8 protein-coding genes are annotated in these 12309 nt (G+C 74.7%); 1 reads left to right on the top strand and 7 read right to left on the bottom strand.

Annotation, left to right across the window (positions count from 1 at the left end; genetic code table 11):
• Positions 1-99: 99 nt before the first annotated feature.
• The gene (locus IG64_RS13850; protein WP_234438512.1) at positions 100-1401 is read left to right on the top strand and encodes a beta-ketoacyl-[acyl-carrier-protein] synthase family protein; all 1302 of its coding nucleotides are present in this window, start codon (positions 100-102) and stop codon (positions 1399-1401) included.
• A 152-nt stretch (positions 1402-1553) separates the two neighbouring features.
• On the opposite strand, the gene IG64_RS13845 is transcribed toward IG64_RS13850, so the two are convergent.
• From IG64_RS13845 to IG64_RS13810, 7 genes are all read right to left on the bottom strand, one after another.
• Positions 1554-2984: a cytochrome P450 gene (locus tag IG64_RS13845; RefSeq protein ID WP_051812850.1), complete on the bottom strand. Its 1431-nt coding sequence runs from the start codon at positions 2982-2984 to the stop codon at positions 1554-1556.
• 125 nt (positions 2985-3109) lie between these two features.
• Positions 3110-4003, bottom strand: a complete 894-nt coding sequence (locus IG64_RS13840; protein WP_051812847.1) for a menaquinone biosynthetic enzyme MqnA/MqnD family protein — start codon at positions 4001-4003, stop codon at positions 3110-3112.
• Between the two features lie 53 nt (positions 4004-4056).
• Positions 4057-4830 (bottom strand): class I SAM-dependent methyltransferase, encoded by a 774-nt coding sequence (locus IG64_RS13835; RefSeq protein WP_051812845.1) that lies wholly within the window; start codon positions 4828-4830, stop codon positions 4057-4059.
• A gap of 304 nt (positions 4831-5134) precedes the next feature.
• The gene (locus IG64_RS13830) at positions 5135-6397 is read right to left on the bottom strand and encodes an MFS transporter (RefSeq protein WP_078883976.1); all 1263 of its coding nucleotides are present in this window, start codon (positions 6395-6397) and stop codon (positions 5135-5137) included.
• A 49-nt stretch (positions 6398-6446) separates the two neighbouring features.
• On the bottom strand, positions 6447-8606 hold the full coding sequence (locus IG64_RS13825; protein ID WP_051812843.1) for an AMP-binding protein: 2160 nt from the start codon (positions 8604-8606) through the stop codon (positions 6447-6449).
• Complete coding sequence (locus IG64_RS38770; RefSeq protein ID WP_051812841.1) at positions 8603-11836, bottom strand: FAD/NAD(P)-binding protein; 3234 nt, start codon at positions 11834-11836, stop codon at positions 8603-8605. The genes IG64_RS13825 and IG64_RS38770 overlap by 4 nt, the downstream gene beginning before the upstream one ends.
• Positions 11833-12294, bottom strand: coding sequence for a cobalamin B12-binding domain-containing protein (locus IG64_RS13810; protein WP_037855485.1), 462 nt, complete (start codon positions 12292-12294; stop codon positions 11833-11835). The genes IG64_RS38770 and IG64_RS13810 overlap by 4 nt, the downstream gene beginning before the upstream one ends.
• Positions 12295-12309 lie beyond the last annotated feature (15 nt).

Raw genomic sequence — 12309 nt, 5'->3', positions numbered from 1 at the left:
GCGCACGCGGCAAGGGAGTTCGGCCGGGAAAGACCGACCGGGCCCCGGAAATCGCGCTTCAAACGTCAGAGAAGTCACACCGAAACCGAGGATCAGACTGTGAAGCACATCACGAACGCGGAATCACCGAGCGGCGCCCGGCAGGGCCGGCGCGTCGTGGTCACCGGAGTGGGCGCGATCAGTCCCCTGGGGCTGGGCGGGGAAGCCCTGTGGGAGGGATTGCTCGAGGGCCGCTGCGGCATCCGCCCGCTGGCCGCCCCGGAGTTCGCCGGCCATCCCGTGCGCATCGCGGGAACCGTGCCCGTCGATCCGCTCGACCTGCTGCCCAAACCACAGGCCCGGCGCATGAACCGGGCCGCCCTCTTCGCGGTGCTCGCGGCCCGCGAGGCCTGGCAGGACGCCGGGTTCGCCGCGGAGGGCACCACGGCGAGCGGCCTCGACCCGGAACGGGTCGGCGTGTGCGTCGGCACCATCATCGGCGGGGCGCCCGTGCTGGTCGACGGCGACCGGCGGCTGCGGGACCGGGGCGTGCGGGCGGTCCCGCCGCTCACCGCCCCCATGACGGTCCCCTCCCAGGCCGCCTCACAGATCTCGCTGGACCTGCGGGTGACGGGCGAGGCCCGGACCGTCGTCAGCGCCTGCGCGTCCGGCACCGAGGCCATCGGGCAGGCCATCGACCGGATCCGGTACGGCCATGTGGACGTCGCGCTCGCCGGCGGGGCGGAGGCCGCCGTCACCCCGGAGATCATGGCCGCCTTCGCCGCCATGCGCGCGCTGTCGGCGCGCAACGACGAACCCGAGGCCGCGTCCCGCCCGTTCGCCAAGGACCGTACGGGATTCGTGAACGCCGAAGGCGCGGGCCTGCTGGTGCTGGAGGCGGAGGAGCACGCACTGGCCCGCGGGGCCCGGATCTACTGCGAGGCCGCCGGGTGGGGCCTGTCCGCCGACGCGCACCACATCGCCGCGCCGGACCCGACCGGAGGCGGTGTCGCGGTCGCCCTGCGGCGCGCCATCGCGGACGCGGACGGGTCCCCCGCCGACGTCGTGCACGTCAACGCGCACGCCACCGCGACCGTGGAGGGCGACCTCGCGGAGGCGGCCGCCCTGCACACCGTCTTCGGCGACGGGGAGGGGACCGTCCCGGTGCCCGTCACGGCGCTCAAGGGAAACCTGGGACACCTCCAGGGCGCGGCCGGCGGGGTGGAGGCGGTGGCGGCGGCCCTCACCCTCCACCACGGCACCATCCCGCCCACCCTCGGCTGCGACGACCTGGACGACGCCATCCCCCTGGACGTGGTCCGCACCGTGCCCCGGCCCCTTCCCGGACACGGCGACCTGGTGCTGAGCAACTCCTTCGGTTTCGGCGGCCACAACGCGGTACTGGCGCTGCGCCGCGGCTGACGGCGGGGCGCGGCCGACGGCACTGCGCCGCGGCCGGCGTCGGGGCCGGCGAGGGCGGTCGGCGGCGGGCGGCGAGGGCGGCCTGCGGGCAGCCCTCGCTCACCCGTCGTCCGCCCCCTCCCCCGCCGTCGCCCTCACCCCCACCGCCGCCCTCACCCTCGCCGGGAGGAGGGCGCCGTGGGGCGGGGCGGCGGGGTGCCGTCCCAGGGGGTGGCGCGGCCGAGGACGGCGCCGGCGCGCAGCGGCAGTGCCGCCGGCGCGCGCAGCACGACGTGCGGCCGGTAGCGGGGCGGCCCCTCGGCGAGCCGGGGTTCCACGACCCGCTGCGCGAACCGTGTGAACGCCAGCTCGGCCTCCAGCCGGCCCAGCGGGGCACCGAGGCAGTAGTGCGTGCCCAGGCCGAAGGACAGGTGCCCGCCCGCGTCCTCCCGCTCCGCGTCGAAGCGGTGCGGGCAGCCGAAGGCGGCGCCGTCACGGTTCGCCCCCGCCAGCAGCAGCACCATGGTCGTACCCCGGGCGACGCGGGTGCCGCACACCTCCAGGTCCTCACGGGCGTGGCGGTGCACGATCTGGAGCGGTGGCTGCAGCCGCAGCACCTCCTCGACCACGGCCGGCGCCGTCGTCCGGGGACGTTCGCGCAGCGCGGCCAGGACCTGCGGGTGCTCCAGCAGGAGCAGCAGACCGTTCGCGATGAGGCCGACCGTCGTCTCGTGACCGGCGTTCAGCAGCAGGCGGCAGGTGGTGACGACCTCCTGGTCGGTGAGCCGTTCGCCGTCCGGTGCCGCCGCCAGCAGCCGCGACATGACGTCGTCCCGTGGTTCGGCCCGCCGCTGGGCCGCCGTCCGGAGGAAGAAGGCGGTGAGTTCGGCCTCGGCCCGGCGGCGTTCGGCGAGGCCGGGCGCAGGCACGCCGACGAACGCCAGGTACGGGTCGACCGAGCGGCCGAGCAGGGAGGAGCGGACGCGGTACCAGTCCTGGTCGCCGGTGTCGATGCCGAGGACCCGGCAGATGACGGTGACGGGCAGCGGGGAGGCGAGGTCGGCGACGCCGTCCATCCGTGACCTCGTCGCCGCCTCGTCCAGCAGGTCGTCGATCAGCTCCCGGATCATGGGCGCCAGCCGCCGCGCGGCCCTCGGGGTGAAGTCGGGGGCGGCGAGCCGGCGCAGCGCCGTGTGCCGGGGCGGGTCGCTGAACAGGAAGGACGGCAGCTCCATGGCGGGCGCCCCCGCGGCCCGGCCGGCCTGCCCGGCCGGCTCACCGTGCCCGGCCGGCTCACCGTGCCCGGCCGCTCGGCCGGCCTGCTCAGCCCCCTCGGCCCGCTCGCTCCGCCGGCCCTGCTCGCTCTGCCGGTAGAGCAGGGCGTGCCGCCGGTCGTTGCTGGCCCGGGGATCGCGCAGTACGGCGCGGCAGGCCTCGTGGGAGGCGAACACGACCACGGGCCGGCCCGGCACCCGCACGGGCTCCGCGGCCCGGATCCGCTCGTACAGCGGGTAGGGATCGGGCCGCGAGCGCGCGGCGAGGATGCGCCGCAGGGTGGAGAGCGCGTCCGCGTCACCGAGCCCGTCCCGCGAGCTGGACACCACGTCCGCGCCACCGGACCCTTCCCGCGAGCTGGACACCACGTCCGCGCCACCGGACCCTTCCCGCGAGCTGGACACCGGGGCGGGGCCGTCCGGCCGGTCCGGTGGAGCGGGTGCGGCGCGGCCCGTCACGGGGCCGCCTCGAAGGTGCGGACGGCCCAGTCGCCGGGGACCAGCCCGCGGCGGGCGGCCAGCTCGCCGAAACGGTGTACGGCGCGCAGCCCGTCCCCGGTGAGTTCGTAGCGCAACGTGCGGTAGTACGTGAGGAGTTGGGGGGCGGTGAAGCCGGAGCCCGGCGCGACCTCGGCGGCCACCCGCTCCAGGTGCGCGAGCGCGCCGTCCCGTGCCGCCAGCAGGGCGCGGTGCACGGCGGCGACGGTGTCCGGGTGCTGCTCGGCGTACTCCCGCCGCACCGCCCAGACGGCGAAGACCATGGGCAGCCCGGTCCACCGCGTCCACAGTGCCGCGGTGTCGTACACGGTCGCGGGTCCCCCGCCCGGAACACCGTGGAAGTGGACCCGCAGCGCCGGGTCCCCGATGACGACGGCCGCGTCGCCCCGGCGCAGCAGTTCCGCCGGGTCGGGCGGACCGGTGAAGTAGCGGGGTGTCAGCCCGAACCGCTCCTCCAGCAGGAACCGGGCCAGCAGCACGGTCGTACGGCTGGCCGAGGTGAGCCCGACGAGCGGTGCGGGGGTCGTCTCCAGGGGGCGCCGGCTGACGATGTTGCAGGACATGACGGGTCCGTCGGCCGCGATGGCCGGTCCCGGGAGCAGCAGCAGGTCCTCGGTGTGCCGCAGGTACGCGGCCAGGCTGACCGGCCCCAGGTCGAGTCCGCCCGCGGCCAGCCGGTCGCCGGCCGCCTCCGGGGTGAGGGACACCAGGTCCACGTCGGGCAGGAGCCGCGAGCGCCGCAGTCCCCACAGCAGGGGGCGGCAGTTCAGGAACGAGATGTGGCCGACGCGGGGCCGACGCTGCCGGGCGGCGGGATCCAGGCCTACGGTGCCGAGTCCGGTGGTCGGCATGGTGCATCACTCCCGGTGGGTCGCAGGGAAGACGGAGGGTGCCGGGCGGGCCGCTACTTGCGGCCCCACGACTGCACCAGCGCGGGCGCGAGGTCCCAGAAGTCCCCGTCGCCCAGCAGGGCGTGGAACTCCTCCAGCTCGTGCGGGGTCACATAGCCCCCGGAGAGCAGCGGCTCGCGCGACATGTCCACGGTCCGCCGCCAGAAGTCGGCGAGCCGGGTGCCGCCCTGCAGGTTCTGGGTGACCGTGTTCGCCCCGACGTCACGGTAGCCGTAGCCGAGGAAGGAACCCGGCTGGCCGCGCGACCACCAGCTGTCCGTGCCCAGGGTTCCGCAGATCAGGCTGCTCCAGCGCTGCATGACCTTGCGGTAGGTGGCGTTCGGTGAACTCTCGACGGGGAACCAGCAGAACGACTCGATCAGCACGAAGCCGCCGGGCCGCAGCCAGCGCAGCATCCGGCGCATGACGTCGTCGCGCTGCGGCAGGTGACTGAGGACCAGCCGGGCGTGGACGACGTCGAAGGAGTCGTCGGGGAACGGGTCGCGGGTGACGTCGTGCACCAGGCGGCGCAGCCGGGGTTCCGGTATGCGTTCCAGCAGGGTCGTGTCGAGGTCGGTGGCGACCACGTCGCCCTGCGGGGCCCGCCCGCACAGCCACCGGGCGACGGAGCCCGAACCGGCCCCCACCTCCAGGCACCGTGCGTCGCGTGCCACGCCGAGCGCCGCCAGCGTCCGGGTGCACAGGGGGTCGAAGACCTCGGCGAGCAGGCGCAGCCGGGTTTCCTCGTCCTGGTCCAGAGCGAACAGGGTCTCGCCGTACTTCTCCATGGCGCGCCTTTCGGTTCCGAGGGGCTCAGCGCAACTGCGGGCAGCCAAACACGGTGCCGCCCCGGACGCTAACCTCCGTACGCCTGCTGACAGGTTGCTGCCAGCGCGGGCGCCCGTACCGGGCCCGGATGACTCGTCCGCGGCCCTCTTCCCCGGCTCGTCCGCCGGACCGGGACCGTGGAGCGTCGCCCGGCCGTGCGCGCGGGGGGCGGTGCCTCCCCGCTCACGGCCGCCGCCCCGCCGGGGGATCCACGGCGGGGCGGGCGGGGCGTCGGCGGGGGCTGACGGGAGGAGCGGGGGCGCGTTACTTCCCCTCGCGGGGCATGACCACCGCGGACAGCACCGCGGGGACGGCTCCGACGAGCAGCATGACCACCGGCCAGGACGTGGCCGCGAGGATGCCGGGGATGACCAGGGGGGTGAGGAAGGCGCCGGCGAACACCATCGTGTTCTCCAGGCCCAGGGCTGTTCCGGCGCGTTCCTTGCCCGCCATGATGGCGATCTCGGCGTAGTGCACGCCGTGCCAGCCGCAGGAGAGCAGACCGGCCACGACCATCAGCGCGGCCGCGATCCAGGCGGGTCCGGACTGGCACAGCGCGAGCCCGAGGAAGCAGGCGGCGATGATCCAGCTGTAGGCGATGACGAGGGTACGGCGGTGCCGGCCGCCCCTGCTGTCCGTCCAGCGTCCGCTCCACACCCGGGAGACCGCGCCCAGCGCCTGGACGGCGAAGAGCAGACCGGAGATGGCGGTGATGCCGACGCCGTGCTCGGTGTGCAGGTAGATCGCGGCGAACGACAGGACGGTGAACTGCGGGAAGTCGAGCAGGAAGGCGCTCAGCGAGATCCGCCAGATCTTCCAGCGGCGCAGCGGGCTGACGGTGGCGGTCCTGTGTCCGGCCGCGGGCAGCGGCGGCTCGTCGAGCCAGCAGACGATGGCAAGGGTGGCGGCGAGCGCGAAGGCGGTCAGGAAGCCGAAGACGCCGCGGAAGCCGACGCTCATGGCGAGGGCGGGCAGTGCGAGCGCGCCGATCGCACCGCCGAGGGGGACGGCCGCCACGCGCAGGCTGATGGCGAAGCCGTGGTTGCCGGGCGGGAACCAGCCGAGCACCGCCCGGCCCGAGGCGCTGTTGACGCAGCCGCCGAGGGCACCGGCGAGCAGCAGGACGGTGGACAGCAGCCAGGCGGGCGGGGAGTATCCGCCGGTGGGGACGAGGAAGGCGGTGGCCGCGGCGAGGCACACGGTGGTGCCGGCCAGGCCGGTGATCAGCACGGTCCGCTCGCCGAAGCGGTCGGTGAGCAGTCCCCAGACGATCTCGGTGACGGCCGCTCCGCAGGTCAGCGCGGCGAGCACGAGGCCGAGTTGGCCGGTGGAGTAGCGGTAGTCGGTCTGCAGGACGGCGCTGGCCATGGGGATTCCCTGGAAGGCCGCGCTGAAGGCCGCCTGCGCGATGATGCCGATGCCGAGGATTCCCCACTTGTAGCGGGGGGAGTGGGTCCTGCCGGACCTGCCGACGGGGAGGCCGGTGGCCGGGTGGGCGACGGGTGGCGTCGTGAGCTGCTGAGACATGTCCTCGAGGGGCTTTCTGCTCGGGAGGTGCGGGTGGGGGGCAGGGTGGTCAGGAGGCGGCGGCCGGGGCGCCGTCCAGGACGAGTCCGGTGTCGGGGAGTTCGCCGGGCAGCAGGGCTTCGGTGCGCTTCTCCCGGATCACGAGGAGGGTGCAGCCGTGGGGGCTGCTGACGCGGTGCACGCTGCCGGGCTTCTCCAGGACGAGGCAGCCGGGTCCGTAGACGTCGCCGTTGTCGTTGTGCAGTTCGCCGTCCACGACCACGATCAGTTCGAAGCCGAGGTGGCGGTGGAGGTCTCCGTGGGCGCCGGCCCCGAAGCGGGCGAGGTAGGCCTCCGCGCCGTCGGGGCCGGTCTCCTCGGCGGTGTAGAGCCAGTGCACGTCGACCGCCTGGCGGCCGGGCTGGATGTAGGCCTGCCACGGCAGCCGGTCGAGGTCCGTGCCGTCGAGGAGGGCGCGGATGACGAGGACGTCGCGGCGCTGGGGCGAGTGACTGGTGAGGGACATGGAGCTGCCTTCCGGGGTGGAGGGGCCGGGTGCGGTGCCGGTCCGGGTGGCGCGCAGTCGTGCGCCCACCTCGGAGCGGCGGATCTTGCCGGAGGTCGTGCGGGGCAGCGCGTCGGTGAAGGAGGCGCTGTGGACGCGCAGGGCGCGCGTGACGTGGAGGTCGACGTGGGCGAGGAGTTCTTCTTCCGTGACGACCGTGCCCGGCTCGGTCTCGATGACGGCGTGCGCGGCGAGCGTCAGCGCGGGGTGGGGCACCGGCACCACGGCGGCCGCGCGGACGGCGGGGTGGGTGCGCAGGATCGCTTCGAGTTCGTACGGGGAGACGCGGTGTCCGCCGGACTTGAAGACGTCGTCGCGGCGGCCCAGGAGCCGTACGTATCCGTCGGACGCCAGGACCGCGGAGTCCCCTGTCGCGTACCGGTCGGCGGTGAGGACCTGCCCGGTGCGCCCGGGGTCGCCGTCGTAGCCGGTCATCATGCCCACGGGGTGGCCGGCGAGTTCCACGTACAGCTGCTCGTCGCGGACGCTGAGGTCCCAGCCGGGCAGGGGCTTGCCCAGCCAGCCGGGCTTGCGGGGCAGCCCCGGTGTGGTGCCGACCAGGGCGGTCGTCTCGGTCTGGCCGTACCCTTCGCGGACGGTCACGCCCCATTCGGCTTCGATGGTCTCCGCCACGTGCAGGGCGAGCGGTTCGCCCGCGGTGGTGGCTTCGCGCAGTCGCGGCCGGGCGGTCGTGGCGTGGGCGGCGAGCCGGGTCCACTGGGCGGGCGGGGCGCAGAGGCTGGTGATGCCGCGTTCCTCCAGGAGCCGCGGCAGCTGCCAGGGCCCGGTGACCGTGTCCTCGGCGGGCGGGACGACGAGGGTCGCCTCGGCGGTGAAGGGGACGAAGAAGCTGGACCAGGAGTGCTTGGCCCAGCCGGGCTCGGAGATGTTCACGTGCCGGTCGCCGGGGAGCAGGCCGTTGAAGTACATGGAGGACAGGTGGCCCACGGGGTAGGAGGCGTGGGTGTGCAGGACGAGTTTCGGGGCGGAGGTGGTGCCGGAGGTGAAGTAGGCGAAGGCCGTGTCGGAGGCCGGGGTCGGGCCGGTTGGCAGGTAGGACGCGGGCGCCCGGTGGGAGTCGGCGTAGGCGTGCCAGCCCTCGACGGGGGCGCCGACCGCGATGCGGGTCAGGGCGGCGTGCGGGCCGGGGGCGGGCACGTCGAAGAGGGGGGTGAGGTCGCTGCGGACGATCACGTGCCGGACCCGGCCGCGCCTGATCCGGTCGGCGGCTTCGCTGCGGGTCAGGGAGGTGTAGGTGGGGATGGCGACGGCCCCGGTCTTCAGGCAGGCGAGAAGCGTTTCCCACAGCTCCACCTGTGTTCCCAGGACGAGGAGCACCCGGTCGCCGCGCCGTACGCCCGTCGCGGTGAGCCAGTTGGCGAGCTGGTCGGAGCGGGTGGCGAGGTCCTGGTAGGAGATCCGCCGGTCGCGGCCGTCGGGTCCGACGAGTTCCAGTGCGGTGCGTCCGTTGTCCCGGGCGATGACGTCGAACCACTCCAGGGCCCAGTTGAAGTGGGCGGGACGGGGCCACCTGAAGGCCCGGCGGGCGGCGTCGTGGTCGGCGCGCAGGTCCAGGAGCAGGTCGCGGCCGCGCCGGAAGGCGGCGTGGGCGGGGGTGCGGCGGAGCACGGAGTGTGCCGTGCCGAGGTCGTCTCGGGTCGTCATCGCGGGGTTCCTTCCAGCGTGCGGGGGGCGGCCGGCTGCGGGAGCGCCGCGAGCGCGTCCCGGGCGACGGCGTCGGCGTCCTTGGTGAAGTCGGTCCACGGACCGGGCCGCGCGGACCCGACCTGCATGAACCAGCGCTGTCCTTCGGAGGGGATGCCGAGCACGTACACGCCCTCGGCCGCCGTTCCCGCCGCGGTGACGGGCCGGTACGGGGCGGCGGTCGTCGCCACGCCGCCGGCGACGCGGCCGCCCTCGCCCTGTTCGTTGGTCCAGCGCGTCCACAGTCCGGTGTCGAGCAGGTGCCGGGTGAGCGGGGTGGTGTCGCGGTGGAGGTCGGGGGCCGGGATGCGGGCGTCGATGAGCACCTCGCAGTGGTGCGGTGCTCCCGCGACCTGCGGGGAGCGGACGGTGAAGCACCCTTCGGCCTCGTCCGCGGCGAACTCGGCCGCCGGGCCGGCCACCCGCAGGACGCCCGCGTCGATCAGCGCCCGTGTCTGGCGCAGCCTGACCGCCGGGGGGCCGGCGGCGAGGAACGAGCTGAGCGGCGCGAACCAGCCGAGGAAGTCGTCGCGGTGCGAGGCCGCGGTCAGGCCGTCGAAGTCGACCGCGCGCCGGATGGTGCCGCGTACGTCGCGCAGGACGTCCAGGGCCGCTTTGCGGGGGCCGTGGAGGTTGCCCTGGGCGGCGTGCCGGAGGTCGTCGTCGATCAGTTCCCGCAGTGCGGCCGTGAACTCGGCGGGGGTGGCGAAGGTGCGGCCGGCGAAGGGGCGCGTCAGTTCGTCGACGTCCAGCGGCGCCAGGTCGTCGACGCCGAGTTCCGCGGCGGCGGCGCGGAGCGTCTCCTGCGCCGCGTCGGCGCCCGCGTCCTCGACGAGGGCGGTGGCCCGCGTGAGGAACTCCTGCTCCGCGCCGTCCCCGAGCCGGGCGCGCACCGCGGTCGCGTAGTGGACGAGCTGCATCTCCGCGTGCAGCCAGGGCCACACCTGGGTACGGAAGTCGAGGGGCCGGCCGTGCGCGCGCAGGGCGGTGACGCGCCGCGGGGTGAACAGCCGTGCCGTGTACCGCCACGTCGGTCCCTTCTGGTTGAGGCCGCGGGCCGGCAGCGGCACTCCGGAGCGTGAGCCCGCCACCAGGACCGGTTCGAGACCGGAGGGCAGGTAGCGCAGCACTTTGTCCGGGCCTTCGCGGAACTCGCCGCCGCGGCCGGTGGTCAGCGCCGCCGCGACGTCGTAGAAGGTCAGGCCCATCCCGAGGACGGCCACGTGCGAGCCGGGTGCGACGCGCTCCAGCGGCATGTCGGCGGCGCTGTCGCCGCGGATGTGGCGCAGCCGGGGCCGGCCGGCGGCGAACTCGGCGAAGCGGGCCTGGTCCGGGGGGAGTTCGGTCACGGGGTGCCCCGTGGCGAGGACGACCCGGTCGGCGTCGAGCAGTTCGCCGTCGTCCAGGCGCAGCTGCCATGCGCCGTCCGCCCGCCGCATCCCGACGACGTGTCCGGTGTGCCGGCGCAGTGTGACGCCGGCGGGCAGCGAGTCCTGCACCGCCTGGAGGAAGAACTGCAGGTACTGGCCATACAGGGCGCGCGGCGCGTAGGCGTTGGGGCCGGGGTAGCAGGGGTCTTCGGTGGCGGCCCACCACTGTCCCAGGGTGGGTCCCGCGCCCGCTCTGGCGGGGCCGCCGTCAGCGGGACCGGAGAACATGGTCACCTCGCCGCAGGCGGTGTTCATCAGGAAGGCGGGGTTCTGGCCGGTCCGCCAGATGCGTCCGGCACCGACCTCGTCCTTGTCGATCAGGACGATCTCCACCGCCCTGTCCGGCGCCGTGTCGCGCAGGCGGGCCACGAGGCGTTCGACGACGGCGAGTCCGCGCGGGCCGGAGCCGACGACCGCGATGCGGGAGGGGTCGGTGACCTCGTGGGGGGCCGGGGCGATGGCGTCGGCGCGGGCGCGGGCCAGCGCTGCCGCGGCCCGGTCGTGGGCGTCCGCGGTGTAGCGCAGCATGCCCAGGAGCCGGCCGGAGGTGACGGCGTGGTGGGTGGTGCGGGGGGCGGGCAGCGGCATGGCGCCCGTGCGGGCCCACACGAGCCGGCCGTCGTCGCCGATCGCCCCGCGGGCCGCGCCCGCGTTGTCGCGGTGCAGGCAGAACGGCACGTCGAGGGCGCCGGAGGCGAAGGCGGCGCGCAGGCCCGTACCGATGTCGGAGCCGTGCTCCAGGACGGCGGTGATGAGCCGCAGCGCCTCGCTGTAGACGGTCTCGTAGTCGACCTGGCGGGCCCACGGCAGCGGGCAGGTGTCGTGCACGGCCTGGCGGGCGGCCCGGGCCGCGCGTTCCAGGGCCGCGACGTTCTCGGTGACGGTGGGGATGCGGTGGGCTTCGGCGACGGTCTTGACGATCAGCCGCTCGGCGCCGCCGCGTACGGCGATCTGCGCCGAGGAGTCCAGGAGCAGTTCCGCCCCGCCCTCGGTGGCGGGGTAGACACCCATGTAGGTGTAGAGCACGACGTGCCGCGCGATGCCGGAGGGCAGGAAGAGCTCGGCGAGGTGGTGCAGGGCCGCCAGCGCTTCGATGTCCTGTACGGCGTTGGTCTGCTGGGCGTACGACAGGGAAACGGAGGTCACGCCGTTGCGGGCGAAGAACATCGCCTCCAGGACGCTGATCGCCACCAGCAGCGACGGCGGGCACATCTGCCCGAGCATGCAGCCGCCGAACGTCTCCAGGTGGGCCCGCATGCCGTGGTCGGCCGCCTGCTCGGCGAGCTGCTGGGTCGCGTCCGTCCAGGCGGGCACCGCCTCGGCCAGCGGAAGCCGGGAGTAGGGCAGGCAGTAGGAGACCGGGCCGCCCTCGGAGGCGGACAGTCCCGCCCCGACCATCGCCTCGAAGATGTGGGCGGGGCGGGCCGAGCCGTGCCGGACCTGGACGGGGATGCCGTCGGCGGCCCGCGCGACCTGCGCGGTCACCCGCGGTCCGTGGTTGACGATCGGGAAGCCGTTCAGTGCGCGGCCGGCGGCGAGGGCCGCCTGTGCGCCGGCGGTGTCCTCGACCCTGGTGTACGAGTCGATGGTGAGCGTGGCCAGGGTCCGGGCGCGGGCCGCCGCGACGGCCGCCAGGCCGTCGGCCATGGTCTTCGGGTCGGACATGCCCATCCGGGGCTGGACGACCAACTGCCCGGCCCGCGCGGCGTGTTCCACGTAGTCCTGCATGTCCGGGCTGTTCTGCGGACGTATCCCGCTCATGCGGCGGCTCCGGTGATCCCGGCGCGGCCGGCGGTCATCCGCTGCAGCGCGACGCTGAACTCGGCCGGGTCGGCGCCGTCCGTGAACACCGCGTCGAAGCCCTCGGCGACCAGTTCGTCGGCGAGTTGCGGCTGGGCGGCTCCCTGGATGCCGAGTTTTCCGCCGATCATGACCGGGACGGTGGCCACGGCCTCGTCACTGTCCTCACGCAGTTTCCTGATCAGCCGGCGGCCGTCGATGTGTCCGTGCCCGTTCACCGAGGAGATGACCACGGCGTCGGGCCGCTGCACGCGGACCTGCTCGACGAGTTCGGCGTCGGGCACGCACGGGCCGAGGTTGGTCACTTCGTAACCCCGCTCTTCGAGGAGCAGCTGGAGGAAGACCAGGTTCCAGGTGTGGGAGTCGGAGGAGACCGTCGAGAGCAGGACGCGTGTGGCTCTGGACTGGATGGGGGACACGGGGAGGACCTCCTG

Origin of the sequence: Streptomyces sp. NRRL S-340 (assembly GCF_000720185.1) — a bacterium.
In the GTDB taxonomy this organism is placed as follows: Bacteria; Actinomycetota; Actinomycetes; order Streptomycetales; family Streptomycetaceae; genus Streptomyces.
This window is presented reverse-complemented; position numbering and strand designations above follow the sequence as displayed.